Source organism: Pseudomonas sp. CF161 (assembly GCF_000416215.1).
GTDB lineage: Bacteria > Pseudomonadota > Gammaproteobacteria > Pseudomonadales > Pseudomonadaceae > Aquipseudomonas.
On record NZ_ATLP01000074.1, the window covers coordinates 82661 to 109218 of the forward strand.

The 26558-nt window shown below is 61.7% G+C and carries 27 protein-coding genes and 1 pseudogene; 18 read left to right on the top strand and 10 right to left on the bottom strand.

Annotated elements, in window-relative coordinates:
- Positions 1–126: 126 nt before the first annotated feature.
- From CF161_RS13520 to hisC, 10 genes are all read left to right on the top strand, one after another.
- Positions 127–936, top strand: a complete 810-nt coding sequence (locus tag CF161_RS13520; protein ID WP_020297147.1) for an ATP-binding cassette domain-containing protein — start codon at positions 127–129, stop codon at positions 934–936.
- The gene (mlaE, locus tag CF161_RS13525; RefSeq protein WP_020297148.1) at positions 936–1733 is read left to right on the top strand and encodes a lipid asymmetry maintenance ABC transporter permease subunit MlaE; all 798 of its coding nucleotides are present in this window, start codon (positions 936–938) and stop codon (positions 1731–1733) included. The genes CF161_RS13520 and mlaE overlap by 1 nt, the downstream gene beginning before the upstream one ends.
- Positions 1733–2200, top strand: a complete 468-nt coding sequence (gene mlaD, locus CF161_RS13530) for an outer membrane lipid asymmetry maintenance protein MlaD (RefSeq protein WP_020297149.1) — start codon at positions 1733–1735, stop codon at positions 2198–2200. Before mlaE ends, mlaD begins: the two co-directional genes overlap by 1 nt.
- An 11-nt stretch (positions 2201–2211) precedes the next feature.
- Positions 2212–2865: a phospholipid-binding protein MlaC gene (locus CF161_RS13535; RefSeq protein ID WP_020297150.1), complete on the top strand. Its 654-nt coding sequence runs from the start codon at positions 2212–2214 to the stop codon at positions 2863–2865.
- Complete coding sequence (locus tag CF161_RS13540; protein WP_020297151.1) at positions 2862–3167, top strand: lipid asymmetry maintenance protein MlaB; 306 nt, start codon at positions 2862–2864, stop codon at positions 3165–3167. The genes CF161_RS13535 and CF161_RS13540 overlap by 4 nt, the downstream gene beginning before the upstream one ends.
- A gap of 115 nt (positions 3168–3282) precedes the next feature.
- Positions 3283–3534 (top strand): BolA family protein, encoded by a 252-nt coding sequence (locus tag CF161_RS13545; RefSeq protein ID WP_020297152.1) that lies wholly within the window; start codon positions 3283–3285, stop codon positions 3532–3534.
- A gap of 22 nt (positions 3535–3556) precedes the next feature.
- Positions 3557–4822, top strand: coding sequence for a UDP-N-acetylglucosamine 1-carboxyvinyltransferase (gene murA / locus CF161_RS13550; RefSeq protein ID WP_020297153.1), 1266 nt, complete (start codon positions 3557–3559; stop codon positions 4820–4822).
- Between the two features lie 149 nt (positions 4823–4971).
- Complete coding sequence (gene hisG, locus CF161_RS13555) at positions 4972–5607, top strand: ATP phosphoribosyltransferase (RefSeq protein WP_007901570.1); 636 nt, start codon at positions 4972–4974, stop codon at positions 5605–5607.
- 125 nt (positions 5608–5732) lie between these two features.
- On the top strand, positions 5733–7061 hold the full coding sequence (hisD, locus tag CF161_RS13560) for a histidinol dehydrogenase (RefSeq protein ID WP_020297154.1): 1329 nt from the start codon (positions 5733–5735) through the stop codon (positions 7059–7061).
- A gap of 2 nt (positions 7062–7063) precedes the next feature.
- Positions 7064–8116, top strand: coding sequence for a histidinol-phosphate transaminase (gene hisC, locus CF161_RS13565; protein ID WP_020297155.1), 1053 nt, complete (start codon positions 7064–7066; stop codon positions 8114–8116).
- 57 nt (positions 8117–8173) lie between these two features.
- On the opposite strand, the gene CF161_RS13570 is transcribed toward hisC, so the two are convergent.
- The 3 genes from CF161_RS13570 to algW all read right to left on the bottom strand — a co-directional run bounded on the left by CF161_RS13570 (position 8174) and on the right by algW (position 12261).
- Entirely contained in the window at positions 8174–8902 is a 729-nt protein-coding gene (locus CF161_RS13570; protein ID WP_020297156.1) for a DUF4198 domain-containing protein, read from the bottom strand.
- A 12-nt stretch (positions 8903–8914) separates the two neighbouring features.
- Positions 8915–11020, bottom strand: coding sequence for a TonB-dependent siderophore receptor (locus tag CF161_RS13575; protein ID WP_020297157.1), 2106 nt, complete (start codon positions 11018–11020; stop codon positions 8915–8917).
- Positions 11021–11106: 86 nt separating this feature from the next.
- Positions 11107–12261, bottom strand: coding sequence for a Do family serine endopeptidase AlgW (algW, locus tag CF161_RS13580; protein WP_020297158.1), 1155 nt, complete (start codon positions 12259–12261; stop codon positions 11107–11109).
- 102 nt (positions 12262–12363) lie between these two features.
- On the opposite strand from algW, the gene CF161_RS13585 reads away from it, so the two are divergent.
- The 4 genes and pseudogenes from CF161_RS13585 to cysN all read left to right on the top strand — a co-directional run bounded on the left by CF161_RS13585 (position 12364) and on the right by cysN (position 16595).
- Complete coding sequence (locus tag CF161_RS13585) at positions 12364–13122, top strand: Nif3-like dinuclear metal center hexameric protein (RefSeq protein WP_020297159.1); 759 nt, start codon at positions 12364–12366, stop codon at positions 13120–13122.
- A gap of 159 nt (positions 13123–13281) precedes the next feature.
- Positions 13282–14199: a sulfate adenylyltransferase subunit CysD gene (gene cysD, locus CF161_RS13590; RefSeq protein WP_020297160.1), complete on the top strand. Its 918-nt coding sequence runs from the start codon at positions 13282–13284 to the stop codon at positions 14197–14199.
- A 103-nt stretch (positions 14200–14302) separates the two neighbouring features.
- Positions 14303–14643, top strand: a pseudogene (locus CF161_RS13595) (four helix bundle protein).
- 53 nt (positions 14644–14696) lie between these two features.
- Positions 14697–16595 carry a sulfate adenylyltransferase subunit CysN gene (gene cysN / locus CF161_RS13600; RefSeq protein ID WP_020297162.1) on the top strand — a complete coding sequence of 633 codons (1899 nt, stop codon included), beginning with the start codon at positions 14697–14699 and terminating at the stop codon, positions 16593–16595.
- 90 nt (positions 16596–16685) lie between these two features.
- Here cysN and CF161_RS13605 read toward each other — a convergent pair whose 3' ends face one another.
- From CF161_RS13605 to CF161_RS32235, 3 genes are all read right to left on the bottom strand, one after another.
- Positions 16686–17591 carry an acyltransferase gene (locus tag CF161_RS13605; protein ID WP_020297163.1) on the bottom strand — a complete coding sequence of 302 codons (906 nt, stop codon included), beginning with the start codon at positions 17589–17591 and terminating at the stop codon, positions 16686–16688.
- Positions 17592–19691: a phosphate acetyltransferase gene (pta, locus tag CF161_RS13610; protein ID WP_020297164.1), complete on the bottom strand. Its 2100-nt coding sequence runs from the start codon at positions 19689–19691 to the stop codon at positions 17592–17594.
- A 61-nt stretch (positions 19692–19752) separates the two neighbouring features.
- A complete protein-coding gene (locus tag CF161_RS32235) occupies positions 19753–20046 on the bottom strand; it encodes a DUF3565 domain-containing protein (protein WP_156882684.1) in 294 nt (97 codons plus the stop codon).
- 14 nt (positions 20047–20060) lie between these two features.
- Between CF161_RS32235 and CF161_RS13615 the strand changes: the two genes are divergently transcribed.
- The 3 genes from CF161_RS13615 to CF161_RS13625 all read left to right on the top strand — a co-directional run bounded on the left by CF161_RS13615 (position 20061) and on the right by CF161_RS13625 (position 22486).
- Positions 20061–20546, top strand: coding sequence for a peptidylprolyl isomerase (locus CF161_RS13615; RefSeq protein WP_020297166.1), 486 nt, complete (start codon positions 20061–20063; stop codon positions 20544–20546).
- A gap of 135 nt (positions 20547–20681) precedes the next feature.
- Positions 20682–21164, top strand: a complete 483-nt coding sequence (locus CF161_RS13620) for a glutathione peroxidase (RefSeq protein WP_020297167.1) — start codon at positions 20682–20684, stop codon at positions 21162–21164.
- 218 nt (positions 21165–21382) lie between these two features.
- Positions 21383–22486, top strand: coding sequence for an NADH:flavin oxidoreductase (locus CF161_RS13625; protein WP_020297168.1), 1104 nt, complete (start codon positions 21383–21385; stop codon positions 22484–22486).
- A gap of 45 nt (positions 22487–22531) precedes the next feature.
- On the opposite strand, the gene CF161_RS13630 is transcribed toward CF161_RS13625, so the two are convergent.
- Complete coding sequence (locus CF161_RS13630; RefSeq protein WP_020297169.1) at positions 22532–23731, bottom strand: glycosyltransferase family 1 protein; 1200 nt, start codon at positions 23729–23731, stop codon at positions 22532–22534.
- Between the two features lie 40 nt (positions 23732–23771).
- The gene (gene cysZ / locus CF161_RS13635) at positions 23772–24527 is read right to left on the bottom strand and encodes a sulfate transporter CysZ (RefSeq protein ID WP_043229381.1); all 756 of its coding nucleotides are present in this window, start codon (positions 24525–24527) and stop codon (positions 23772–23774) included.
- A 312-nt stretch (positions 24528–24839) separates the two neighbouring features.
- Here cysZ and trxB point away from each other — a divergent pair, with 312 nt between their 5' ends.
- Positions 24840–25802 (top strand): thioredoxin-disulfide reductase, encoded by a 963-nt coding sequence (gene trxB / locus CF161_RS13640; protein WP_020297171.1) that lies wholly within the window; start codon positions 24840–24842, stop codon positions 25800–25802.
- Positions 25803–25871: 69 nt separating this feature from the next.
- On the opposite strand, the gene CF161_RS13645 is transcribed toward trxB, so the two are convergent.
- Positions 25872–26213 (bottom strand): HopJ type III effector protein, encoded by a 342-nt coding sequence (locus tag CF161_RS13645; RefSeq protein ID WP_020297172.1) that lies wholly within the window; start codon positions 26211–26213, stop codon positions 25872–25874.
- Positions 26206–26502, bottom strand: a complete 297-nt coding sequence (locus tag CF161_RS13650) for a DUF1244 domain-containing protein (protein ID WP_020297173.1) — start codon at positions 26500–26502, stop codon at positions 26206–26208. Before CF161_RS13650 ends, CF161_RS13645 begins: the two co-directional genes overlap by 8 nt.
- Positions 26503–26558: the final 56 nt, after the last annotated feature.

A 26558-nucleotide genomic window follows, 5' to 3' on the forward strand; every position in this document is an offset into this window, starting at 1 on the left:
CTTCGGCCTTGGGGGCTCCGTATCAGCAATGATATAGTTCGCCGCCAGTTCGGCCTGCCCCGGGTGAATCAACTCCCGGCAGGGAGCCTAGCGCCCTAGTGATAGGCTGCATCGCAAGGAGTTTAGATGAGTGCCGATAACGCCTACGCGGTCGAGCTGAAGGGGCTGTCCTTCAAGCGCGGTACGCGCAGCATCTTCAATAACGTGGATATTCGTATTCCGCGGGGCAAGGTCACCGGGATCATGGGGCCTTCCGGTTGCGGAAAGACCACCCTGTTGCGCCTGATGGGCGCGCAATTACGCCCCAGCGCCGGTGAAGTGTGGGTCAACGGTCAGAATCTGCCGGAGCTCTCACGCAGCGACCTGTTCGACGCACGCAAGCAAATGGGCGTGCTGTTCCAGAGTGGCGCGCTGTTTACCGATCTGGACGTGTTCGAGAACGTCGCATTCCCGCTGCGGGTCCATACCCAGCTGCCGGATGAAATGATCCGCGACATTGTCCTGCTCAAGCTGCAGGCGGTCGGGCTGCGTGGCGCCATCGAATTGATGCCGGATGAGCTGTCCGGCGGTATGAAGCGTCGTGTGGCATTGGCCCGGGCGATCGCCCTGGACCCGCAGATCCTCATGTATGACGAGCCCTTCGTGGGCCAGGACCCGATTGCCATGGGGGTTCTGGTGCGCCTGATTCGCCTGCTCAACGACGCGCTGGGCATTACCAGTATCGTTGTGTCACACGATCTTGCAGAAACCGCGAGCATTGCCGATTACATCTACGTGGTCGGCGATGGCCAGGTATTGGGGCAGGGCACGCCCGATGAGCTGATGGGGTCCGATAATCCGCGCATCCGCCAGTTCATGAAAGGCGACCCAGACGGCCCGGTACCCTTTCACTTTCCAGCGCCGGACTACCGCGCAGATCTTCTGGGGAAGCGCTGATGCGCAAGATATCTTTAGTGGAGAGGGTTCGCCTCTTCGGTCGTTCTGGCATCGATGTAGTTTCGGTGCTTGGGCGTTCCACGCTGTTTCTGTTTCACGCCCTGCTGGGGCGCGGCGGCATCGGCGGCAGTTTTGGCCTGTTGATCAAGCAACTGCATGCCGTGGGCGTGATGTCGCTGGTGATCATTGTGGTTTCCGGGGTGTTCATCGGCATGGTGTTGGCGCTGCAAGGCTTCAATATCCTGTCCAGCTACGGCTCGGAGCAGGCGGTAGGGCAGATGGTCGCCCTGACGCTGTTGCGCGAGCTGGGGCCGGTGGTGACTGCACTGCTGTTCGCCGGGCGCGCCGGTTCGGCGCTGACGGCGGAAATCGGCAACATGAAATCCACCGAGCAGCTGTCCAGCCTGGAAATGATTGGCGTGGACCCGCTCAAATACATCGTCGCCCCGCGTCTGTGGGCCGGCTTTATTTCCCTGCCGTTGCTGGCGATCATTTTCAGCGTGGTCGGGATCTGGGGTGGTTCGTGGGTGGCCGTCGATTGGTTGGGAGTCTATGAGGGTTCCTACTGGTCGAACATGCAAAATAGCGTGACGTTCAGCGGTGACGTGCTCAATGGTGTTATTAAAAGCATTGTCTTTGCGTTCGTCGTGACATGGATCGCCGTATTCCAAGGCTATGACTGTGAGCCCACTTCAGAAGGGATCAGTCGTGCCACTACCAAGACCGTGGTGTATGCCTCATTGGCTGTACTCGGCCTGGACTTTATTCTGACCGCCTTGATGTTTGGAGATTTCTGATGCAAAACCGCACCCTGGAAATCGGTGTCGGCCTTTTCTTGCTGGCTGGCATCCTGGCTTTGCTGTTGCTGGCGCTGCGGGTCAGCGGCCTGTCCCCGAGCGCAGCCACCGATACTTATAAACTTTATGCCTATTTCGACAATATCGCCGGTTTGACTGTCAGAGCCAAAGTGACCATGGCCGGTGTGACCATCGGCAAGGTCACGGCTATCGATCTGGATCGCGACAGTTTCACCGGTCGAGTGACGCTGCAAGTGGAAAAGCGCGTAGATAACCTGCCGACTGACTCCACTGCATCTATTCTCACGGCTGGCCTGTTGGGTGAGAAATACATCGGTATCAGCGTCGGTGGGGAAGAAGCCTTGCTCAAGGATGGCGGGACCATCCATGACACCCAGTCGTCGCTGGTACTTGAGGACCTGATCGGTAAATTCCTGCTCAATACCGTTAGCAAAGACGCCAAATGAGGAGTTTTTCCATGATCTCTACCTTGCGACGTGGCCTGTTGGTATTACTCGCGGCGCTGCCGTTGATGGCTAACGCCGTGGCTGCGCCTTCCGCGCACGAACTGGTTCAGGACACCACTACCCGGTTGCTCGCCGATCTGGCGGCCAACAAAGAGAAGTACAAGCAGAGCCCAAGCGAGTTCTACCAGGCGCTCAACGGCATCGTTGGCCCGGTGGTGGACGCCGACGGTATTTCGCGCAGCATCATGACCGTGAAGTACTCGCGCAAGGCCACCCCGGAGCAGATGGCGCGCTTCCAGGAAAACTTCAAACGCAGCCTGATGCAGTTCTATGGCAATGCGTTGCTTGAGTACAACAACCAGGGCATCACCGTTTCTCCGGCCAAGGATGAAAGCGGTACCCGCACCAGCGTTGACATGCAGGTCAAGGGCAACAACGGCTCGATCTACCCTGTGTCCTACACCCTTGAGAAAATCAACGGTGAGTGGAAAGTGCGCAACGTGATCATCAACGGCATCAATATCGGCAAGCTGTTCCGTGATCAGTTCGCTGATGCGATGCAGCGCAATGGCAACGACCTGGACAAAACCATCAACGGTTGGGCCGGTGAAGTGGCCAAGGCCAAGGAAGTGACCGAAGACGCCGCGCAGAAGGCCGCGCAATGAGCGAGTCGGCCGTCCGCCAGGGGAATGCTGGCGAATTGCTGCTTAGCGGAGTGCTGGATTACCGCAGCGGCCCGGACCTGCGCAAGCAGGGCCAGTCGTTGATCAAAGCCAGCAAGGACGCGACATTGGTGCTCGATTGCTCGGCGGTGACCAAGTCCAGCAGCGTCGGTCTGGCGCTGCTGCTGGCGTTCATGCGTGATGGGCTGGCGGCTGGCAAGGCCGTCAGCGTTCGCGGATTGCCCGAAGACATGCGTGAAATTGCCCAGGTCTCCGGCCTCACCGAAATCCTGACCCATCCGTAATAACCCACCTTTATAGAAGCCCCCCGTCAGAGTCCTGCTATGCGGGGTTCGCAGGCGCGGGGCTTTTTTGTATGATGTGCGACCCGCGCGCACAGGGCGCCGATTGAGGTTGAGCATGCAGGCCACCGAAGTGAAGAGCTTTCTTGAGGGAAAGCTGTCCGAGACTCTTTTATCAGTACAGGTAGAAGTTGAGGGCGAAGGCTGCAACTTTCAGCTGAACGTGATTAGTGACGAACTGGTGGCTTTGAGCCCGGTCAAGCGTCAGCAGAGCATCTATGCCCATTTGAACCCATGGATCGCCGATGGCAGCATCCACGCGGTCACTATGAAATTTTTCAGCAGCGCGGCCTGGGCCGAGCGCACCTGAGCCCAAGGGCGTCGAGATTCTTATGGATAAATTGATTATTACCGGCGGTGTTCGTCTTGATGGCGAAATCCGCATCTCCGGGGCGAAGAACTCCGCCCTGCCGATTCTGGCCGCTACCCTGCTGTGCGATGGCCCGGTGACTGTGGCCAACCTGCCGCACTTGCACGACATCACCACCATGATCGAGCTGTTCGGTCGCATGGGCATCGAGCCGGTGATCGACGAGAAGCTCAGCGTCGAAATCGACCCGCGCACCATCAAGACCCTGATCGCACCGTACGAACTGGTGAAAACCATGCGTGCCTCGATCCTGGTACTGGGCCCGATGGTTGCCCGTTTCGGCGAAGCCGAAGTGGCCCTGCCTGGCGGTTGCGCCATCGGTTCGCGTCCGGTCGACCTGCATATCCGTGGCCTGGAAGCCATGGGTGCGGTGATTGACGTCGAAGGCGGCTACATCAAGGCCAAGGCCCCTGAGGGTGGCCTGCGCGGTGCGCACTTCTTCTTCGACACCGTCAGTGTGACCGGTACCGAGAACATCATGATGGCGGCCGCTCTGGCCAAAGGCCGCAGTGTGCTGCAAAACGCCGCTCGCGAACCTGAAGTCATCGACCTGGCGAACTTCCTGATCGCCATGGGCGCCAAGATCAGTGGCGCCGGCACCGACACCATCACCATCGATGGCGTCGAGCGTCTGCACCCGGCCACCTACAAGGTGATGCCGGACCGTATCGAGACCGGCACCTACCTGGTGGCTGCAGCCGTTACCGGCGGCCGCGTCAAGGTCAAGGACACCGATCCGACCATCCTCGAAGCCGTGCTGGAAAAACTGCGCGAAGCCGGTGCTGAAATCACCTGCGGCGAAGACTGGATCGAACTGAACATGCACGGCAAGCGGCCCAAAGCCGTGAACGTGCGTACCGCTCCGTACCCGGCGTTCCCGACCGACATGCAGGCGCAGTTCATCTCCCTCAACGCGATTGCCGAAGGCACTGGCGCGGTGATCGAGACCATCTTCGAAAACCGCTTCATGCACGTTTACGAACTGCACCGCATGGGCGCCAAGATCCAGGTTGAAGGCAACACGGCCATCGTCACCGGCACCGAGAAGCTCAAGGGCGCGCCCGTCATGGCCACCGACCTGCGCGCTTCGGCCAGCCTGGTGATTTCGGCGCTGATCGCCGAAGGTGACACCCTGATCGACCGCATCTACCACATCGATCGTGGTTACGAGTGCATCGAAGAGAAACTGCAGATGCTCGGCGCCAAGATCCGCCGCGTACCGGGCTAGTTTCTGCTGCAATTGTGGTGAGGGAGCAAGCGCCCTCGCCACAGTTTGCTGTTAACTGATTTGCTTCATCGAGGCTGTAATGCCCTCGATGCGTGTCCGGCGCCGTTTGCGACCGGCCATCAGTAGCCTGATAAGGACTGACGTTTCCCATGTTGACCATCGCACTGTCCAAGGGCCGCATTCTGGACGACACCCTGCCGCTTCTGGCTGAAGCGGGTATCGTGCCGACCGAGAATCCGGACAAGAGCCGCAAGCTGATCATCCCCACGACCCAGGCCGATGTACGCCTGCTGATCGTGCGTGCCACCGACGTGCCGACTTACGTCGAGCATGGTGCCGCAGACCTGGGCGTGGCCGGTAAAGATGTGTTGATGGAATACGGCGGCCAGGGCCTGTATGAGCCCCTGGACCTGCGTATCGCCCTGTGCAAGCTGATGACCGCTGGCCGGGTCGGCGATGTCGAGCCCAAGGGCCGGCTGCGGGTGGCGACCAAGTTCGTCAACGTTGCCAAGCGTTACTACGCCGAGCAGGGCCGCCAGGTCGACATCATCAAGCTCTACGGCTCCATGGAGCTGGCGCCGCTGATTGGCCTGGCCGACAAGATCATCGACGTGGTCGACACCGGCAACACCTTGCGCGCCAATGGCCTGGAACCCCAGGATTTCATTGCCGACATCAGCTCCCGGCTGATCGTCAACAAGGCTTCGATGAAAATGCAACACGCCCGTATCCAGGCGTTGATCGACACCCTGCGCAAAGCAGTGGAGTCGCGACACCGCGGCTGATTTACCCGCGCAACCTTGAGTTGCGCCCGTCTATCCGCCTCATAGCCAGAATTCTCAGGTGCCCAAGCGGATCGAATGGTAGCTTCGGGCGCCTGAGTTTTTGCCAATCCTATGAGGCTCTCGCTATGACCGCACCGACTGCAATTCGCCGACTCAACGCTGCTGACCCGGATTTCGCGCATCATCTGGATCATCTGCTGAGCTGGGAAAGTGTGTCTGACGACTCGGTCAATCAGCGGGTGCTGGACATCATCAAGGCCGTGCGCGAGCGTGGCGATGCGGCGCTGGTGGAGTTCACCGAGAAGTTCGATGGCCTGCAAGTGGCGTCCATGGCCGACCTGATCCTGCCGCGCGAGCGCCTGGAACTGGCCTTGACCCGCATCACCGTGGCCCAGCGCGAAGCCCTGGAAAAGGCTGCCGCTCGGGTGCGCAGCTACCACGAAAAACAGAAACAGGATTCCTGGACCTACACCGAGGCCGACGGCACGGTGCTGGGGCAGAAAGTCACCCCGCTGGACCGTGCCGGGCTCTATGTGCCGGGCGGCAAGGCGTCCTATCCGTCTTCGGTGCTGATGAACGCGATTCCGGCCAAGGTCGCCGGCGTCGCCGAAGTGGTGATGGTTGTGCCCACCCCGCGTGGCGAGCTCAATGAGCTGGTGCTGGCTGCGGCCTGCATCGCCGGGGTCGACCGGGTCTTCACCATCGGTGGCGCCCAGGCGGTAGCCGCCCTGGCCTACGGCACTGAAAGCGTGCCTCGGGTGGACAAGGTGGTGGGGCCGGGCAACATCTATGTCGCCACCGCCAAGCGCCACGTCTTTGGCCAGGTGGGGATCGACATGATCGCCGGGCCGTCGGAGATTCTGGTGGTGTGCGATGGCCAGACCGATCCGGACTGGATCGCCATGGACCTGTTCTCCCAGGCCGAGCACGACGAGGACGCCCAGGCGATCCTGGTCAGCCCGGATGCCGAGTTCCTCGACCGGGTGGCGGCGAGCATCGCCAAGCTGCTGCCGACCATGGAGCGCGCGGAAATCATCAACACTTCGATCAACGGCCGTGGCGCCCTGATCAAGGTGCGCGACATGCAGCAGGCGATCGACGTCGCCAACCGCATTGCCCCGGAACACCTGGAGCTGTCGGTGGCTGACCCGCAAGCCTGGCTGCCGCAGATTCGCCACGCTGGCGCGATCTTCATGGGACGCCACACCTCGGAGGCCCTGGGCGACTATTGCGCGGGCCCGAACCACGTGCTGCCGACCTCCGGCACCGCGCGTTTCTCGTCGCCGCTGGGGGTTTATGACTTCCAGAAACGTTCGTCGATCATCTTCTGCTCCGAGCAGGGTGCTTCCGAACTGGGCAAGACCGCTTCCGTGCTGGCCCGTGGCGAGTCGCTGACCGCCCACGCCCGCAGCGCCGAGTACCGCATCGTCGACGATCAAGAGCAGGGGCAATGAGCATGAGCAAATTCTGGAGTCCGTTCGTCAAGGATCTGGTGCCTTATGTGCCGGGCGAACAGCCGAAACTGGCCAAGCTGGTCAAACTCAACACCAACGAAAACCCCTACGGCCCGTCGCCCAAGGCGCTGGCGGCGATGCGCGGCGAGTTGAACGACAACCTGCGCCTGTATCCGGACCCCAACAGCGACCTGCTCAAGCACGCCGTCGCCGAGTATTACGGGGTGCAGGCCAGCCAGGTGTTCCTTGGCAATGGTTCCGACGAGGTGCTGGCGCATATCTTCCACGGCCTGTTCCAGCACGAGCAGCCGCTGCTGTTTCCCGATATCAGCTACAGCTTCTACCCGGTGTATTGCGGCTTGTATGGCATCCCGTTCGAAGCGGTGGCGCTGGATGAGCAGTTCCAGATCCGCACGGCAGACTACGCCCGGGCCAATGGCGGGATCATTTTCCCCAACCCCAACGCGCCCACCGGTTGCCTGTTGGCGCTGGAGGCGATCGAGCAGATCCTCAAGGCCAGCCCGGACTCCGTGGTGGTGGTGGATGAGGCCTATATCGACTTTGGCGGCCAGACCGCGATCAGCCTGGTGGACCGTTACCCGAACCTGCTGGTGACCCAGACCCTGTCCAAGTCCCGTTCCCTGGCGGGCCTGCGGGTCGGTCTGGCGGTGGGCCATCCGGACCTGATCGAGGCCCTGGAGCGGATCAAGAACAGCTTCAACTCCTACCCGCTGGATCGCCTGGCGATTGTCGGCGCCGCTGCGGCATTCGAGGATCGCGAGTACTTCGAGCAGACCTGCAAACAGGTGATCGACAGTCGCGAGCACGTGGTGGCGCAGTTGCAGGCCAAGGGGTTTGAAGTGCTGCCGTCGGCGGCCAACTTCATCTTTGCCCGTCACCCGCAGCACGATGCCGCCGGCCTTGCGGCCAAGCTGCGCGAACAGGGGGTGATCGTGCGTCACTTCAAACAGGAACGCATCGCGCAGTTCCTGCGTATCACCATCGGCACCCCGGAGCAGAACCAGGCGCTGATCGACGGCCTGGGCGAGCTGTAGCGCGCTGCTGGCCTGAGGCATCAGCCGCCGCAATGGCGGCTGATGCGGGCTGCAGGCTTATTCGTGATGGGGCTCGCCGAGGAAGGTCAGGGAACTGAACAACCCGCGTGACGCCACATCCGGGTTGTCTTTCACCGGCACTTCCAGCTGCGCCGCAATCACGTTCAAACCCTCATTGCGCACAATCACCTGGGCCCGGCCTTCGGCATCGGTTTCGCTGCTCAAGGTGCTGGGCGCGTTGCGATAGTCACCGATCAGCTTGACCCCGGCCACGGGCTTGCCGTCGAGCAGCACCCGAACCGGCAGGGCGTTGCCCGGGCCGACGGTCAGCGGGTCGACTTCGGGGCGAATCAATAGCTTGATCTGCTGCAACGGCGGCAACTTCGCCCCCGGCTGGTAAATCGTCAGGCTGTACTTGAAGGTCTGGGTCGATGCCACCGCGCCGGGTACTGTGCTGCGTCCCTGGTTGATCCACTTCTGGTCTGCGGTCTGCGACCACATGCCGTTATCCAGCGCCACGGCCATGATTGCCGGCGGTTTCAACGGCAGCAGGCGTGCGTGGTCCGGCAGGCGCTGGACCGTCACCGGGATCATTTTGCCGCTGCCATCAAAGGCCCAGGCACCACTGATTTTTTGCGCTTTGAAGGCGTTGTCTTCGGCGCCGTGGCCGTAGACGACCTCGATGTTGCCGCGTCGTTGTTCGGTCCACAGGCCGTGGGCCGAGGCCTGGGCCGCGAGCAGCAAACCGAGCAGCCCGCAGAGGGCGCGTGAGGGGAGTGGGTGCATGGCGAATTCCTGTTACAGGTTGAGTGTCAGGCTGACGGTGAAATTGCGCGGCTCGCCGGGATTGACCCAGTAGTTGCTGTAGGAGCGCTCGTAATATTTTTCGTCGAACAGGTTGTTCAGGTTCAGGCCCAGGGTCAGTTCGTCGCTGGCCTTGTAGTGCGCCAGCAAATCGACCGTGTGGTACGCCGGCAACTCGAAGCTGCCTCCGGCTTCACCCGAGCGGTCACCGACGTAGGTGAGGGCCGCGCCTGCGTCGGAGCCGCGCAGCCAGCCATCCTGGAATTCATAGACCCCCAGCAGGCTGGCGCTGCGCTTGGCCACGCCCAGGACCCGGCTGCCGGCGGGGATCGCCTGGTCGCCCTTGGTGACCTCGGCATCGATGTAGGCCAGGGCGCCGATCACCCGTACCGCGTCCGTCAGTTGCCCGCTCAGTTGCAGGTCGATACCTTGGCTGCGGGCCCGGCCCACGGCGCGGCTGGAGTCGGTGTCTGGGTCCAGCGCCAGGACGTTTTCCTTTTCGATGTGGAACACGGCGAGGGTGGCGCTCAGGCGCTCGTCGAACAGCTCGCTCTTGAGTCCGGCTTCATAGCCGACACCTTCTTCGGGTTTGAACGACTTGCCGGCCGCATCCAGGCCATTGTTCGGCTTGAACGAGGTCGAGGCGTTGGCAAACAGGCCCAGTTGCGGGGTCAACTGATAGAGCAGGCCGACCCGTTGGGTCAGGGCGTCGTGGGTCTGGCGGCTGGTGTTGCCGCTGACATGGTTATCGATGGCCTGCTCGAAATGCTCGAAACGTACGCCGATCAGGCCGCGCAGGCGCTCGCTGAAGATGATCTGGTCCTGCAGGTTCAGCGCCTGGCTGCGCACATGCTCGAAGAAATCGGTGCCCGAGGGCAGGCCCGCTGGTTTCGTCTGGCCGTAGACCGGGTCGTAGATATCGATGGCATAGCCGCCGCCGGCGCGGGTGGTGACGCGTTCGTTCTTGCGGTAGTCCTCGTACTCGCTGCCGAGCAGCAGCTCATGTTGCCAATGGCCAAGGTCGACGCGCCCGCGCAGTTCCAGCTGGCTGATGCTGTCGTGCCACGAGGTGTCGCGCTCGCGATAGCGGCGGTTGACGCTGTGGCCGTTGGGGTTCAGCGGGCGGCTTTCCGAGGCAAAGCCCCATAGCTGGCCTTGCTTGTAGTGGCTGGCCAGGCGCAATGACCAGGCGTCATTGAGCTGATGTTCGAGGGCCGCTTGCAGCAGGTTGTTGTGGTTGTCGATGTCGCCGTCGTTGGGTTCGCCAAGAAAGGTCGAGCGCGACACGCCGCTCCAGCGATTATTGGGGGCGACGATGCCCCGATCGAAGGTGGAGCTGTGGCGGACCAACTCGCTTTCCAGGCTCAGGCGGGTGTCCGGGTCCAGCTGCCAGCTGAAGGAGGGCGCGACGAAAACCCGCTTGCTGTCGACGTGATCGCGAAAGCTGTGGTTGTCCTCCACCGCCAGATTGACCCGCGACAGCAGTTTGCCTTGCTCGTCGAGCGGGGTATTGAGGTCGAGGGCGGTGCGATAGCGGTCCCAACTGCCGGCGCTGGTCTGCAGGGTGGCGAAGGCCTCGGGCTGGGGTTTCTTGGTCACGATATTAACCGTGCCCCCTGGGTCGCCACGTCCGTAAAGGCTGGCGGCGGGGCCCTTGAGCACTTCAATGCGCTCGATATTGGCCGCGTCCGGGGTGCTGGGATAACCGCGGTTGGCGCTGAAACCGTCCTTGTAGAACTCGGAGGCGGTGAAGCCGCGCACGCTGTATTCGTAGAGGGTCAGGCCGCCGAAGTTGTTCTGCTTGGAAACACCGCCGGCGAATTCCAGGGCCCGTTCGACCTGGTTGCTGCCCAGGTCGGTGAGCACGCTGGCGGGGATGACGCTGATGGATTGCGGGATGTCGCGGAGCGCGGTGTCGGTCTTGGTCGCGCCACTGGCATAGGTGGCGCGATAACCTTTGTGCGGTTCGCTGGCCGAGGGAAATTCAGAGGTGACGCTGATGGCGTCCAGTTCAACGGTTTGCGGTTCTTCGGCGAAGACGGGATCCCCCAGCAGGCCCAGGGTCAGGCCTGCCAGGGAGACGATTTTGCGGGACGTCATGGCATCGTTCCAATAGCGATATTGAAACAATATAACATGACCAATGAGAATATATGCTTTTAACCGGGGTCGCCCCCGGTCGGCACTTACTCTTGTTCTTTAACCGGTGCTGGCGGTGGGCGCAGGCCGATCTCGGCGGTGAGCTTGAGCTCCTTGCCATTGCGCATCACCAGGATGCTGACCTTGTCGCTGGGCTTGATCCGCGCCACCTGGTTCATCGAGCGTCGACCGTCGCCTGCCGGCTCGCCATCGATGCTCAGGATGACGTCACCCAGTTGCATGCCGGCCTTCTGCGCCGGGCCATCGCGGAAGATCCCCGCGACCACGATCCCCGGGCGTCCGGACAGGCCAAAGGATTCCGCCAGTTCCTGCGTCAATGGCTGCACCTCGATCCCCAGCCAGCCACGGATTACCTGGCCGTGCTCGATGATCGACTTCATCACCTCCATGGCCAGTTTGATCGGGATGGCAAAGCCGATGCCCTGGGAGCCGCCGGACTTGGAGAAGATTGCGGTGTTGATGCCGGTCAGGTTGCCGTTGGCGTCCACCAGGGCGCCGCCGGAGTTGCCCGGGTTGATGGCGGCGTCGGTCTGGATGAAATCTTCGTAGTTGTTCAGGCCCAATTGATTGCGCCCGGTGGCGCTGATGATGCCCATGGTCACCGTCTGGCCGACCCCGAACGGGTTGCCGATGGCCAGCGCGACGTCGCCGACGCGGATGTTTTCCGAGCGGCCGATGGTGATCGATGGCAGGTTTTTCAGGTCGATCTTGAGCACCGCGAGGTCGGTTTCCGGATCGCTGCCGATGACGTGGGCCAGGGTTTCACGGCCATCCTTGAGGGCCACCACAATCTGCTCGGCACCGGTGGTCACATGGTTGTTGGTCAGCAGGTAGCCTTCCGGGCTCATGATCACCCCCGAACCCAGGCTCGACTCCATGCGCTGCTGCTTGGGCAGGTTGTCGCCGAAGAAGCGCCGGAACTGGGGGTCTTCAAACAGAGGATGGGCGGTTTTGTTGATCACCTTGGTGGTGTACAGGTTGACCACCGCCGGTGCGGCGATGACCACTGCATCGGCATAGGACACCGGGCCTTGCTGGGTGCTGGTGGTCTGCGGCGCCTGCTGCAGGTTGACGTCCAGGCTGGGCAGCCCGACCCATTGCGGGTAACGCTGGATAATCAGCAGCGCGATAAGCACGCCGGCCAGCAGCGGCCAGCCAAAAAAACGCAGAGCCTTGAGCATTGAGCAAGTCCTGGGTGGTTACGAAGGACCGCACACGGCCCATAATGTCGCGCATTATACGAGGCCACGCGCGCCTCTGAACGGGATATTTAGGAGTCTTTTATGGCCGTTGCCCTGAGCACCCTGGTAGAAGAAGCGGACCGATATCTGGGCAGTTCGCGGATCGCCGATTATTGCCCCAACGGCCTGCAGGTCGAAGGCCGGCCGCAGGTGATGCGCATTGTCAGCGGGGTCACCGCAAGCCAGGCGCTGCTCGACGCCGCGGTCGAGGCCAAGGCTGACCTGGTGCTGGTGCACCACGGTTATTTCTGGAAAGGCGAGAACCCCTGCATCACCGGCATGAAGCAGCGTAGGTTGAAAACCCTGCTCAAGCACGACATCAGCCTGCTGGCCTATCACCTGCCGCTGGACCTGCACCCCGAGGTCGGCAACAACGTGCAACTGGCGCGACAGCTGGACATCACCGTCGAAGGCCCGCTGGACCCGGAAAACCCGAAAATCGTCGGCCTGGTGGGTTCCCTGAGCGAGCCGATGACCGCCCGCGACTTTGCCCGCCGGGTACAGGAAGCCATGGGCCGCGAGCCCTTGCTGATCGAAGGCAGCGAGATGATCCGCCGTGTGGGCTGGTGCACCGGTGGTGGCCAGGGTTACATCGACCAGGCGGTGCTGGCCGGGGTCGACCTGTACCTGAGCGGTGAGGCCTCGGAGCAGACCTTCCACAGCGCCCGGGAAAACGACATCAGCTTTATCGCCGCCGGCCACCATGCCACTGAACGCTACGGGGTGCAGGCACTGGGCGACTACTTGGCGCGGCGTTTTGCCCTGGAGCATCTGTTTATCGACTGCCCGAATCCGATCTGATCCTCGGCGGTGAAAGGCTCGGTCGAGCCCTAACGAGGCGATATATTCATATATCGTTTCGTTCTATCTGGCGGCCTGATTAGAAGATGACGCTGTGCTAGCATGCCCCGCTCGAACACGGCCCGATGGCCGTCCATAAGAAAGCTTTCGTGAGTAGCCATGGTCGACAAACTGACGCATCTGAAACAGCTGGAGGCGGAAAGCATCCACATCATCCGCGAGGTGGCCGCCGAGTTCGATAATCCGGTGATGCTGTACTCCATCGGTAAAGACTCCGCCGTGATGTTGCATCTGGCCCGCAAGGCGTTCTTCCCCGGCAAACTGCCGTTCCCGGTGATGCACGTCGACACCCAGTGGAAATTCCAGGAGATGTACAGGTTCCGCGACAAGATGGTCGAGGAACTGGGCCTGGACCTGATCACCCACGTCAACCCGGACGGTGTGGCGCAGGGCATCAACCCTTTCACCCACGGCAGTGCCAAGCACACCGACATCATGAAGACCGAAGGCCTGAAACAGGCCCTCGACAAGTACGGCTTCGATGCCGCCTTCGGTGGTGCCCGTCGCGATGAAGAGAAGTCCCGTGCCAAAGAGCGCGTGTACTCGTTCCGCGACAGCAAGCACCGCTGGGACCCGAAGAACCAGCGCCCCGAGTTGTGGAACGTCTACAACGGCAAGGTCAACAAGGGCGAATCGATCCGCGTGTTCCCGTTGTCGAACTGGACCGAGCTGGATATCTGGCAGTACATCTACCTCGAAGGCATCCCGATCGTGCCGCTGTACTTCGCCGCTGAACGCGAAGTGATCGAGAAGAACGGCACCCTGATCATGATTGACGACGAGCGGATCCTCGAACACCTGTCCGATGAAGACAAAGCCCGTATCGTCAAAAAGAAAGTGCGTTTCCGTACCCTTGGTTGCTACCCGTTGACGGGCGCGGTGGAGTCCGAGGCCGAAAGCCTGACGGACATCATCCAGGAAATGCTCCTGACGCGAACTTCCGAGCGCCAGGGCCGGGTCATCGACCACGATGGCGCAGGCTCGATGGAAGACAAAAAACGTCAAGGATACTTTTAAGCGTTGAGTTACAAGCGGCAAGCTGCAAGTTAAGCGCGGGATGCGTAATTTGCAGTTTGATGCGTGCAGCGGGTTGCTGTGAGCCGGCAGCGGGTAACTCGTCATGGATTTCGAGAAGCTGGTTGTTTGGCAGAGAAGCAAGTCTCTGGCGGTAGATATCTATAGAGAGTTTGCGCGATGCGAGGACTTTGCTTTCAAGAGTCAAATCACTCGCTCGGCACTCTCGGTGCCCTCCAATATCGCTGAAGGTATGGAGCGACGCAGCGCCAGAGAGAAGTGCTGTTTCTCTGGATTGCAAAGGCTTCCAACGGGGAGTTGTGCACGCAGATCATCATCGGCAGTGAGATTGCCAACATCGCAAAGCCGTTGGCTGAAAATTGGATTACAGAAACTCGCGAGCTTTCAAAAATGCTCAGCGGCCTGATCAACAAAATTTCTGACTAGCTGTACGCCGACAAGCTTGCCGCTTGAAGCTTACAGCTTGGAGCTTGAACCCAATGAGCCATCAATCTGATTTGATCAGCGAGGACATCCTCGCTTACCTGGGCCAGCACGAACGTAAAGAGCTGCTGCGCTTTTTGACCTGCGGTAACGTCGACGACGGCAAGAGCACGCTGATCGGGCGCTTGCTGCACGACTCCAAGATGATCTACGAAGATCACCTGGAAGCCATTACCCGCGACTCGAAGAAAGTCGGCACCACCGGTGACGACATCGACCTGGCGTTGCTGGTCGACGGCCTGCAGGCCGAGCGTGAGCAGGGCATCACCATTGATGTCGCTTACCGTTACTTCTCCACCGCCAAGCGCAAATTCATCATCGCCGACACCCCCGGGCATGAGCAGTACACCCGCAACATGGCGACCGGCGCGTCCACCTGCGACCTGGCGATCATCCTGGTGGATGCCCGTTACGGCGTGCAGACCCAGACCCGTCGCCACAGCTTCATCGCCTCGTTGCTGGGCATCAAGCACATCGTTGTGGCCATCAACAAGATGGACCTCAAGGGCTTCGACCAGGGTGTATTTGAGTCGATCAAGGCCGACTACCTGAAGTTCGCCGAAGGCCTGAAGATGCAGCCCACCAGCATGCATTTCGTGCCGATGTCGGCCCTCAAGGGCGACAACGTGGTGAACAAGTCCGAGCGTTCGCCGTGGTACACCGGCCAGTCGCTGATGGAAATCCTCGAAACCGTGGAAGTGGCCGGCGATCGCAACTTCACCGACCTGCGCTTCCCGGTGCAGTACGTGAATCGTCCGAACCTGAACTTCCGTGGTTTTGCCGGCACCCTGGCCAGCGGCATCGTGCACAAGGGCGACGAGATCGTCGTGCTGCCGTCGGGCAAGAGCAGCCGGGTCAAGTCCATCGTCACCTTCGAAGGTGAGTTGGAGCATGCAGGTCCGGGTCAGGCGGTGACGCTGACCATGGAAGACGAAATCGATATCTCCCGTGGCGACCTGCTGGTACACGCCGACAACGTGCCGCCGGTGACCGACAGCTTTGAAGCCATGCTGGTGTGGATGGCTGAAGAACCAATGCTGCCGGGCAAGAAGTACGACATCAAGCGCGCCACCAGTTACGTGCCGGGCTCGATTGCCAGCATCGTCAACAAGGTCGACGTCAACACCCTGGAAGAAGGCCCGGCCAGTGCCTTGCAGCTGAACGAGATCGGCAAGGTCAAGATCAGCCTCGACGCGCCGATCGCCCTCGACGGCTACGAAAGCAACCGCACCACCGGCGCTTTTATCATCATCGACCGCTTGACCAACGGCACTGTGGGCGCCGGCATGATTGTCGCCCAGCCGCTGGCCCATGGCAGCGCCACGCACCATGGCAAGCTGGCCCATGTAGCGACCGAAGAACGTGCCCAGCGCTTTGGCCAGCAGCCGGCCACCGTGCTGTTCAGCGGCCTGTCGGGCGCCGGCAAGAGCACCCTGGCCTACGCGGTTGAACGCAAGCTGTTCGACATGGGCCGTGCGGTGTTTGTCCTGGATGGCCAGAACCTGCGTCATGACCTGAACAAGGGCTTGCCGCAGGACCGTGCCGGGCGTACCGAGAACTGGCGTCGTGCGGCGCACGTTGCCCGTCAGTTCAACGAAGCCGGCCTGCTGACCCTGGCCGCCTTTGTCGCTCCAGACGCCGAAGGGCGTGAGCAGGCCAAGGCGCTGATCGGCAAGGAGCGTTTGCTGACCATCTACGTGCAGGCTTCGCCAGCGGTGTGTGCCGAGCGTGATCCACAAGGTCTGTACGCTGCCGGTGGCGACAACATCCCGGGTGAGTCCTTCCCGTACGATGTGCCATTGAATGCCGACCTGGTGATCGACACCCAGGCGCTGTCGCTGGAAGAAAGCGTCAAGCAGGTGCTGGATCTGTTGCGCCAGCGCGGCGCGATTTGACGTGATAGCCGCTTCAAGCTTCAAGCTTGAAGCGGCAAGAAAAAGCCCGCAGTCGAGTGATCGGCTGCGGGCTTTTTTGTGGCTCGGGGATTAGGGGCGGGGCGGATAGTCGCGGTGCATTTTTTCCAGCAGCGCGTCCTTGTCCAGCCACAGCTGGTTGATCCAGCTCTGGAATTGCTGGCGGTACTCGGCGTCCTGTTCGTAGTTTTTGCCAATGAACTGGGGCGGGATCGGCAGCTCTTCGAAATGCACGACCACCTCTTTCACCCTGCCGCACAGCAGGTCCCAGTAACCCGGGCGACCGGCGGGGTAGTGGATGGTGACGTTGACGATCGATTTCAGTTGTTCACCCATGGCATCCAGCACAAAGGCGATGCCGCCGGCCTTGGGCTTGAGCAGGTAGCGGAAGGGCGATTGCTGCTGTGCGTGCTTGCCCTCGGTAAAGCGCGTGCCCTCGGCGAAATTGAACATTCCCACCGGGTTGTTGCGAAACTTCGCACAGGTCTTGCGCGTGGTTTCCAGGTCCTGGCCTTTTTTCTCCGGGTGCTTTTCCAGGTAGGCCTTGGTGTAGCGCTTCATGAACGGGAAACCCAGGGCCCACCAGGCCAGGCCAATGACCGGGACCCAGATCAGTTCCTGCTTGAGAAAGAACTTCAGCGGGCGGATGCGCCGGTTGAGCACGTATTGCAGGACCATGATGTCGACCCAGCTCTGGTGGTTGCTGGTGACCAGGTAGGAGTGCTGGTAGTCCAGGCCCTCGAGCCCGCTGAGGTGCCAGCGGGTGCGGCAGATGAGTTTCATCCAGGCATTGTTGTTGCTGATCCAGGCTTCGTGGGTATGGCTCATCAGCCAATCGGTGAAGCGCTGGGTGAGGGCGAACGGCAGCAGCTTGAAGATCGCCACGCAGAACAGGAACGAGCACAGCAGGATAGTGTTCAACGCCAGTAACAGCGACGCGATCACCCCGCGCACGGCGGCAGGCAGGAATTCCAGCATTTAGATATCCACAGGTCGGTTGGCGGCTTGAATCGCGGTCAGGGCGATGGTGTAAACGATGTCGTCCACCTGCGCCCCACGGGGCAGGTCGTTTACCGGTTTGCGCAGGCCTTGCAGCATCGGCCCCAGGCTGACGCAGTCGGCACTGCGTTGCACCGCCTTGTGGGTGGTGTTGCCGGTGTTCAGGTCGGGGAACACAAACACCGTGGCCTTGCCCGCCACCTGGCTGTTGGGCGCCAATTGATGGGCAACCGCTTCGTTGGCCGCGGCATCGTACTGCAGCGGCCCGTCGATCAGCAGAGTGCTTTGGGCTTCGTGGGCGAGCAGGGTGGCTTCGCGGACTTTTTCCACTTCTTCACCGCTGGCCGAGTCGCCGCTGGAGTAGCTGATCATCGCCACCCGTGGGGTGATCCCGAAGGCCGCCGCCGAGTCGGCGCTTTGCAGGGCGATTTCGGCCAGTTCGCTGGCGCTTGGGTGCGGATTCATCACGCAGTCGCCGTAGACCAGCACCTGCTCGGGGAACAGCATGAAGAACACCGAGGACACCAGGGTGCAGCCCGGGGCGGTCTTGATCAGTTGCAGCGCCGGGCGAATGGTGTTGGCGGTGGAGTGAATGACTCCGGACACCAGGCCATCGACTTCATCCAGGGCCAGCATCATGGTGCCGATCACCACTGGGTCTTCCAGTTGCTGTTCGGCCATCGGTGCGTTGAGGCTTTTGCTCTTGCGCAGGGCCACCATCGGCTCGACGTAGCGTTCGCGAATCAGGTCCGGGTCGAGAATCTCCAGGCCTTCGGGCAGTTCGATACCGTGGGCACGGGCCACGGCCTGGACATCTTCCGGCTTGGCCAGCAACACACAGCGCGCAATGCCACGGGCCTGGCAGATGGCTGCGGCCTGCACGGTCAGGGGTTCGCTGCCTTCGGGCAGGACGATGCGCTTGTTGGCTTCCTGGGCGCGCTGGATCAACTGGTAGCGGAACACCGCCGGGGACAGGCGCATTTCCCGTGGGGTGCCGCAGCGTTGGTGCAGCCAGCGGGCATCGAGGTGGCTGGCGACGAAGTCAGTGATGATTTCCGCGCGCTCGCGGTCGTCGATGGGGATTTCCTTGTTCAGCCCGTTGAGCTGGTTGGCGGTGTCGTAGGAGCCGGAGCTCACCGACAGCACCGGCAGGCCGGCGTTGAGGGCGCCGCGGCACAGCTCCATGATCCGTGGGTCGGGCAGGGTATCGCTGGTCAGCAGCAGGCCGGCCAGGGGCACGCCGTTGATGGCGGCAAGGCTCACCGCGAGGATGATGTCGTCGCGATCGCCGGGAGTGACCACCAGCACGCCGGGTTTGAGCAGCTCCACGGTGTTGCGCATGGTGCGCGCGCAAATGATGATTTTGGTCATGCGCCGGGTTTCATAGTCGCCGGCGTTGAGTACCTGGGCCCCCATCAGGTCGGCCACGTCACGGGTGCGCGGGGCGTTCAGCTCCGGTTGAAACGGAATGCAGCCCAGCAGGCGGAAATCACCGCTGCGCAGGAGTGGCGAGTGTTCCTTCAGGCGCGCGGCAAAAGCCTCCATGCTTTCGTCGGTACACACCTTATTGAGGATCACCCCCAGCACTTTCGGGTCGCGTGGGCCGCCAAACAGTTGGGCCTGCAACTCGACACGCCCGGAAAGCTCGGTGAGCACTTCGTTTTCCGGGGCGGAGACCAGGATCACCTCGGCGTCCAGGCTTTTCGCCAGGTGCAGGTTGACCCGGGCCGCATAGCTGGCGCTGCGGGTCGGCACCATGCCTTCGACGATCAGCACGTCTTTGCCGACGGCCGCTTCCTGGTACAGGGTGATGATTTCTTCGAGCAGCTCATCCAGCTGGCCGTCGCCCAGCATGCGCTCGACATGGGCCAGGCCCAGGGGTTGCGGGGGCTTGAGGCCGTGGGTGCGGGCCACCAGTTCGGTGGAGCGCTCGGGGCCGGTGTCGCCCGGATGGGGCTGGGCAATGGGTTTGAAAAAGCCGACTTTGAGCCCGGCCCGTTCCAGCGTACGCACCAGCCCGAGGCTGATGGAGGTCAGACCCACACCAAAATCGGTGGGTGCGATAAAAAAAGTTTGCATGCGGGTTCTCGAAGGGTGCATGGCAAAGGTGGCGGTCTATGTCTGGCCGCCTACCTGATAGTCAGACGCTAAGGTTATCGTTATCCAGGCCCTGAGCACACCAGCCGCAGGCAAAGGCTTGGCCTATTTTTTTCTGCCGTTGCGCGGCGTCGGTGACCCAGGCCCGTGATTGCCAGGGTGGCTGGTGGCGCAGATGCTGGGTGTGGCCGCAGGAAAGCTCGGCGACCCAGTGCTGCTCTTCGTCCTGATGAAAACCAGTGACCGTCGGCGGCTTCGTTCGAGCCCGTCCGTCCGGGTTCTGTTCGCTTTCGGGCAAATCCTTGTTTAGACTTGTCCGTTCTTCATTCTTATGCAAAAGGTCTCGCCCCCATGCTGATCGCCGCCAACAAGGCTGTCTCCATCGACTATACCCTGACCAACGACGCTGGTGAGGTCATCGACAGCTCAGCCGGCGGCGCGCCGCTGGTCTACCTGCAAGGTGCAGGCAACATCATTCCAGGCCTGGAAAAAGCCCTGGAAGGCAAGAAAGTCGGTGATGAACTGACTGTTGCCGTAGAACCTGAAGATGCCTACGGCGAATACGCTGCCGAACTGGTCAGCACCCTGAGCCGCAGCATGTTCGAAGGCGTCGACGAGCTGGAAGTGGGCATGCAGTTCCACGCTTCCGCTCCGGACGGCCAGATGCAGATCGTGACCATCCGTGATCTGGACGGCGACGATGTGACCGTTGACGGCAACCACCCGTTGGCCGGCCAGCGTTTGAACTTCCAAGTCAAAATCGTCGACATCCGTGACGCCAGCCAGGAAGAAATCGCCCATGGTCACGTCCATGGCGAAGGTGGTCATCACCACTGATTTTCTGCGCTAAGCTCAAGTTGACTGGAGAGGCGCCCGAGGGCGCCTTTTTAGTCCGCGACGGTTGTTGCCGGCGAGTGAGTGTGACTGTCGGGTGCTGTTTTTCTGCAAGAACACGGGAATCTGGAGTTCGTCATGAGTGCTTTTCACGACCTTAAATTGAAAGCCCTGGATGGTCAGGAGCTAGCGCTCGCGCCCTTCAAGGGGCACGTCGTGCTGGTGGTCAACGTCGCCTCCAAGTGTGGTCTGACACCACAGTATGCGGCGCTGGAGAACCTCTACCAGCAATACAAAGACCAGGGTTTCAGCGTGCTGGGCCTGCCGTGCAATCAGTTTGCCGGCCAGGAACCGGGCACCGAGCAGGAAATCCAGGAGTTCTGCAGCCTCAACTATGGCGTGACCTTTCCACTGAGCAGCAAGCTGGAGGTGAACGGTCCTGAACGTCATCAACTGTACCGTCTGCTGGCGGGTGAGGGGGCCGAGTTTCCGGGAGATATCACCTGGAATTTCGAGAAGTTCCTGCTGGGCAAGGACGGCCGCGTCCTGGCGCGTTTCTCGCCGCGCACCGCACCGGATGATCCCACCGTGATCCAGGCGATTGAAAAAGCCTTGAGCTGAGAGACACTGCCGGGCCTCGCTGCCCGGCTGGTTTCCTGCCTTGTAACGACGCGTCGTGCGTCGATCCCCTCTCGCACTTTTGCACCTTAATCACCCTGATCAATAGTGCTGTGCGGCGCTTTGAGCGACGAATATTATCCCCATCATAAGCTCGCCGCTGCCTGGCTCTGGCCAACGGTTGCCCGCCGAATTGAATCCGCTTATCCATGGAGTGCCGCATGTCTGCTCAAGCCCTGTTCAAACCGTTTCAGCTCGGCGCCCTGGAGCTGCCGACCCGCGTGGTGATGGCTCCCATGACCCGTTCGTTCTCCCCGGGCGGCGTGCCGAACTCGAAAGTCATCGAATACTACCGGCGCCGCGCGGCGGCCGGTGTGGGCCTGATCATCACCGAAGGCACCACGGTCGACCACAAGGCCGCCAACGGTTACCCCAATGTGCCGCATTTCTACGGTGAGGCGGCGCTGGCTGGCTGGAAGAAAGTCGTGGACGCGGTGCACGCCGAAGGCGGAAAAATCGTCCCGCAGCTGTGGCATGTGGGCAGCGTACGGCGCATCGGCACCGAGCCGGATGCCAGCGTGCCGGGGTATGGTCCGACGGAAAAACTCAAGGACGGCCAGGTCGTGGTCCACGGCATGACCCACCAGGATATCCAGGCGGTGATCGCAGCCTTCGCCCAGGCCGCCAAGGATGCCCAGAGCATCGGCATGGACGGCGTGGAGATCCACGGCGCCCACGGTTACCTGGTGGACCAGTTTTTCTGGGAGGGCAGCAACCAGCGTACCGATGAATACGGTGGCAGCCTGGCCAAGCGCTCGCGGTTTGCCATTGAATTGATTCAAGCCGTGCGGGCGGCAGTGGGACCGGGCTTCCCGATCATCCTGCGCTTTTCGCAATGGAAGCAGCAGGACTACAGCGCTCGCCTGGTGCAAACCCCGGAGGCCCTGGGTGAATTCCTGCAGCCGCTGGCGGACGCGGGTGTGGATATCTTTCACTGCTCGACGCGGCGCTTCTGGGAGCCGGAGTTCGACGGCTCGCCACTGAACCTGGCCGGATGGACTCGCAAGCTCACCGGCAAGCCGACCATCACCGTGGGCAGCGTGGGCCTGGATGGCGAGTTCCTGCAATTCATGGTCAACACCGACAAGGTCGCGCAGCCGGCCAGCCTGGAGAAGCTGCTGGAGCGCCTGAACAACGACGAATTCGACCTGGTCGCCGTGGGCCGCGCTTTGCTGGTCGACCCGGATTGGGCGCAAAAAGTCCGCGAAGGGCGTGAGCAGGACATCCTGCCGTTCAGCCGCGAGGCCCTGACCACCCTGGTCTAGGCGACGCGCGGATCACCGGTCGGCGCAAGGCCGGCCGGTGAAGCTTCAGGTCAGGGTCGAACCCTTTACCACCACCGGTTCCTCAAGGCAGGCGCCACGCAGCTGGTTTTCAAACTGCTCGATAATTGCCGGCCATCCCTGGCGGCTGGCGTGCTGGCGGGCGTTGAGCCGCACCCGGCGCAGGCTCTCGGCCTCCTCCAGCAGCCAATTGGCCGCATCGCAAAACGCCCCTTCATCGCCCGGCATCGCCAGCACCCCGTTATAGCCGTGGCGGATATGGGCCGCCGCTGCCGCCTGGTCGTAGGCCACCACGCCCAGCCCCGAGGCCAGGGCCTCCAGCACCACGTTGCCGAAGGTTTCAGTGAGGCTGGGGAATAGAAACAGGTCGCCGGACGCATAGTGACTGGCCAGGGCTTCACCGCGCTGGGCGCCGCAGAAGATGGCCTCGGGCAACTCTTTTTCCAGGGCCGCCCGTTGCGGGCCATCGCCGACCACGATCAATTTCATCCGCCGTTGTGGATAAGTCGTCTGCAAACTGTCGAAGCAGCGCCTGAGCAGGCCGAGGTTTTTCTCCGGGGCCAGGCGCCCGACATGAATCACCGCGAGTTCGTCATGGCCCAGGCCCCAGCTTTCACGCAGGCCGTTGAGGCGCTTGCTCGGGTGGAACAGTTGGCTGTCGACGCCTCGGGACAGCAACTCCAGGCGTTCGAAATGACGCCGCTCCAGTTCCAGGCGCTGGCTGGCGCTGGGCACCAGGGTCAACTTGGAGCGGTTGTGAAACCAGCGCAGGTAATGGGTCAACAGCCGTGTCAGCAAGCTCAGGCCGTATTGGCTGGAGTATTGCTGAAAGTTGGTGTGGAAGCCGCTGACCACGCTGATCCCCAGGCGCCGTGCGGCGCGCAAGGCCGATAAGCCCAGGGGACCTTCGGTGGCGATATACAGTACGTCCGGGCGCTGGCGTTTCCAGCGCCGCAACAGCTTGTGCATCGACGACTGGCCCCATTGCAGCCCTGGGTAACCCGGCAGCGGCCAGCCGCGGCAGAGCAGCAGGCCATCGTCGCTGAGGCGGCTCTGGTCGCAGCCCTGGCGCGGGCGGATCAGATCGACCTGATGCCCGCGCGCGCGTAAACCATCGCACAGGCGGCCCAGGGTGTTGGCCACGCCGTTGATTTCCGGAGGGAAGGTTTCGGTGATCAGGGTGATATGCAGAGCTGTCGTCATGACCTCAGTGTCGGCTGAGGCCATGTCTTCATTGTGACGTTGCGATGATGGATTTGTGACCCGCTCAGCCTTTCTGGGTCACCAGGTTCTCGGCGCCGCGCTCGCGAACCCAGAACAACGTGGCCCCGGCCACTGCCGCCGGCATCATCAGGATATTGACGAACGGGATCAGCAGCGCGAGGTAGACGATGCCGCCGAAGCTCATGCTCTGCCAGCGCTTCTGCCGCAGCCAGGCGAGCATTTCGTTCCAGCCCAGCTTGTGGTTATCCGCCGGGTAGTCGATGTACTGGATGGCCATCATCCAGATGCCGAAGATCAGCCACAGCGGGGCGGCGATCAGGTTGACCACGGGGATGAACGAAAGGATGAACAGGCCCAGGGCCCGCGGCAGGAAATAACCCAGTTTGCGCATTTCCCGGGACAGGGTGCGCGGCACCATGGCGATCAGCTCGCCCCAGCTGAAAGGCGGGAAGTCATCGGTGCCCCGCACCACCACTTCGACCTTCTCGGCCAGAAAGCCGTTGAACGGTGCGGCAATGATATTGGCGAGCATGGTGAAGCTGAAAAACACCATCAGCGCCACCAGCACCACAAACAACGGCCAGATGACATAACTGAGAAAACTCAGCCAGTCCGGCAGCGACGGCATCAGGCCATCGACCCAGATGCTGAAGTAATGGCCGGCCAGGTAGATCAATCCGACGAGCAGCACCAGATTGATCATCAGGGGCAGCAGGACGAACAAACGCAGGCCGGGGCTTAGGACCAGCTTCAGGCCTTCGCGCAGGTATTGCGGGCCGGACATAACGGGGGCGGGCATAAGGAGCTCCGAGCAGTGTGGAAACGCGCCGACCTTACCGGCTTTGCCAGGCGGGCGAAAGCGGGGCGATCAGGTCGACATCAGCTGTAACAAAGGCGCCGTCAAATACGCCGGTACCGGATAGAGACCGCCTATGAGCTGGATTGTTAATCCGTATTTCCTTAATCTTCGCCCCCTCTATACGCTTCACCCATTATTTTTCGGACTTGCGAGCCCAAGCCTTCCCCAAGTGCTTTCGCGGTCCTTTTTTATTCCAGCCGGTCATCCGGCGTTCCGCGCCCGGTTATCCGGCCCGGTTGATAGGAGTGAGTCATGTCTGATGTACGTCATTCGCGTGTGATTATTCTGGGTTCCGGCCCTGCCGGTTACAGCGCTGCGGTCTACGCGGCCCGTGCCAACCTGAAGCCGCTGCTGATCACCGGCATGCAGGCCGGCGGCCAGCTGACCACCACCACCGAAGTCGACAACTGGCCGGGCGACGTCCACGGCCTGACCGGCCCGGCGCTGATGGAGCGGATGAAAGAGCACGCCGAACGTTTCGAGACTGAAATCGTTTTCGACCACATCAATGCCGTCGACTTCGCTTCCAAGCCGTACAGCCTGACCGGCGACAGCGCCACCTACACCTGCGACGCGCTGATCATCGCCACCGGCGCCAGCGCCCGTTACCTGGGCCTGCCGTCGGAAGAAGCGTTCATGGGCAAGGGTGTTTCCGCTTGCGCCACCTGCGACGGTTTCTTCTATCGCAACAAGCCGGTGGCTGTGGTCGGCGGCGGCAACACCGCGGTTGAAGAGGCCCTGTACCTGGCCAACATCGCCAGCACCGTGACCCTGATCCACCGTCGCGAAACCTTCCGCGCCGAGAAGATCCTGATCGACAAGCTCAACGCACGGGTTGCCGAGGGCAAGATCATCCTCAAGCTCAACGCCAACCTCGACGAGGTGCTGGGCGACAACATGGGCGTGACCGGTGCGCGTCTGAAGAACAACGACGGCAGCTTCGACGAACTGAAAGTCGACGGTGTGTTCATCGCCATCGGCCACACCCCGAACACCTCGCTGTTCGAAGGCCAGCTGACACTCAAGGATGGCTACCTGGTGGTGCAGGGCGGCCGTGACGGCAACGCCACTGCCACCAGCGTTGAAGGCATCTTCGCGGCCGGCGACGTGGCTGACCACGTGTACCGTCAGGCGATCACCTCGGCCGGCGCCGGCTGCATGGCGGCCCTGGATACCGAGCGTTACCTGGACGACCTGCAGAACGCTTCGTTCTAAGGCAGTTGCAATAAAAAAACCGGCGCAAGCCGGTTTTTTTATGGGCGACTCAACGGTCGTCGTTGCGGGTCAGGCTTTGCGCGCCAGCGGCGCGCCGGAGAACTTGACCCCGGCCAGGCCGTGGGCGATCAGCGCGCGGATATTGCCGTGATCGCTGCCTTCAGGGGTGGCCAGCACCGCCCGGTAATGCTCACCGAAGGCCAGCAGGGCCTCTTTATCGCTCAAGCCTTCAAGCAACGCCAGGCCCAGGGTCTTGCACGAACCTTCGTTCTGCCCGGCGCTGCTTTCCAGGCCACCGTTGTCGAAGGCCTGGGGCTGATAGTCGTAATGCGCGGCGATAAAGCCCAGGGTGTCGGCGAAGGCGTGTTCGCCGCTGTTGAGGCTGGTGCGCAGGGTGTTCAGGTCAGTCATGCTGTTTTCCTTTGGCAAACGCCGCTTGCTGTTCGGCGCTGGCTTCTTTCTGGTATTTGGCTTTGTACTCGGCGTAGGGCATGCCATACACCACTTCACGGGCGTCATCGAGGCTGAGCTCGATCTGACGTTCATCAGCCTCGGCCTTGTACCACTTGGACAGGCAATTGCGGCAGAAGCCGGCGAGGTTCATCAGGTCGATGTTCTGCACGTCCTTGCGGCTGTCCAGGTGCGCAACCAGGCGGCGGAAGGCGGCGGCTTCAAGTTCCAGGCGTTCTTGGGAAGTCATGGGATTCACTGGCTGAAGAAGTGGAGGAAAGCGGCAAGCTTCAAGATCCGCTTGCA

Excerpts from the sequence above, each read along its gene's own strand:
- CF161_RS13520 (WP_020297147.1), top strand. The coding sequence starts at position 127 with ATGAGTGCCGATAACGCCTACGCGGTCGAGCTGAAGGGGCTGTCCTTC.
- mlaE (WP_020297148.1), top strand. The coding sequence starts at position 936 with ATGCGCAAGATATCTTTAGTGGAGAGGGTTCGCCTCTTCGGTCGTTCT.
- mlaD (WP_020297149.1), top strand. The coding sequence starts at position 1,733 with ATGCAAAACCGCACCCTGGAAATCGGTGTCGGCCTTTTCTTGCTGGCT.
- CF161_RS13535 (WP_020297150.1), top strand. The coding sequence starts at position 2,212 with ATGATCTCTACCTTGCGACGTGGCCTGTTGGTATTACTCGCGGCGCTG.
- CF161_RS13540 (WP_020297151.1), top strand. The coding sequence starts at position 2,862 with ATGAGCGAGTCGGCCGTCCGCCAGGGGAATGCTGGCGAATTGCTGCTT.
- CF161_RS13545 (WP_020297152.1), top strand. The coding sequence starts at position 3,283 with ATGCAGGCCACCGAAGTGAAGAGCTTTCTTGAGGGAAAGCTGTCCGAG.
- murA (WP_020297153.1), top strand. The coding sequence starts at position 3,557 with ATGGATAAATTGATTATTACCGGCGGTGTTCGTCTTGATGGCGAAATC.
- hisG (WP_007901570.1), top strand. The coding sequence starts at position 4,972 with ATGTTGACCATCGCACTGTCCAAGGGCCGCATTCTGGACGACACCCTG.
- hisD (WP_020297154.1), top strand. The coding sequence starts at position 5,733 with ATGACCGCACCGACTGCAATTCGCCGACTCAACGCTGCTGACCCGGAT.
- hisC (WP_020297155.1), top strand. The coding sequence starts at position 7,064 with ATGAGCAAATTCTGGAGTCCGTTCGTCAAGGATCTGGTGCCTTATGTG.
- CF161_RS13570 (WP_020297156.1), bottom strand. The coding sequence starts at position 8,902 with ATGCACCCACTCCCCTCACGCGCCCTCTGCGGGCTGCTCGGTTTGCTG.
- CF161_RS13575 (WP_020297157.1), bottom strand. The coding sequence starts at position 11,020 with ATGACGTCCCGCAAAATCGTCTCCCTGGCAGGCCTGACCCTGGGCCTG.
- algW (WP_020297158.1), bottom strand. The coding sequence starts at position 12,261 with ATGCTCAAGGCTCTGCGTTTTTTTGGCTGGCCGCTGCTGGCCGGCGTG.
- CF161_RS13585 (WP_020297159.1), top strand. The coding sequence starts at position 12,364 with ATGGCCGTTGCCCTGAGCACCCTGGTAGAAGAAGCGGACCGATATCTG.
- cysD (WP_020297160.1), top strand. The coding sequence starts at position 13,282 with ATGGTCGACAAACTGACGCATCTGAAACAGCTGGAGGCGGAAAGCATC.
- cysN (WP_020297162.1), top strand. The coding sequence starts at position 14,697 with ATGAGCCATCAATCTGATTTGATCAGCGAGGACATCCTCGCTTACCTG.
- CF161_RS13605 (WP_020297163.1), bottom strand. The coding sequence starts at position 17,591 with ATGCTGGAATTCCTGCCTGCCGCCGTGCGCGGGGTGATCGCGTCGCTG.
- pta (WP_020297164.1), bottom strand. The coding sequence starts at position 19,691 with ATGCAAACTTTTTTTATCGCACCCACCGATTTTGGTGTGGGTCTGACC.
- CF161_RS13615 (WP_020297166.1), top strand. The coding sequence starts at position 20,061 with ATGCTGATCGCCGCCAACAAGGCTGTCTCCATCGACTATACCCTGACC.
- CF161_RS13620 (WP_020297167.1), top strand. The coding sequence starts at position 20,682 with ATGAGTGCTTTTCACGACCTTAAATTGAAAGCCCTGGATGGTCAGGAG.
- CF161_RS13625 (WP_020297168.1), top strand. The coding sequence starts at position 21,383 with ATGTCTGCTCAAGCCCTGTTCAAACCGTTTCAGCTCGGCGCCCTGGAG.
- CF161_RS13630 (WP_020297169.1), bottom strand. The coding sequence starts at position 23,731 with ATGGCCTCAGCCGACACTGAGGTCATGACGACAGCTCTGCATATCACC.
- cysZ (WP_043229381.1), bottom strand. The coding sequence starts at position 24,527 with ATGCCCGCCCCCGTTATGTCCGGCCCGCAATACCTGCGCGAAGGCCTG.
- trxB (WP_020297171.1), top strand. The coding sequence starts at position 24,840 with ATGTCTGATGTACGTCATTCGCGTGTGATTATTCTGGGTTCCGGCCCT.
- CF161_RS13645 (WP_020297172.1), bottom strand. The coding sequence starts at position 26,213 with ATGACTGACCTGAACACCCTGCGCACCAGCCTCAACAGCGGCGAACAC.
- CF161_RS13650 (WP_020297173.1), bottom strand. The coding sequence starts at position 26,502 with ATGACTTCCCAAGAACGCCTGGAACTTGAAGCCGCCGCCTTCCGCCGC.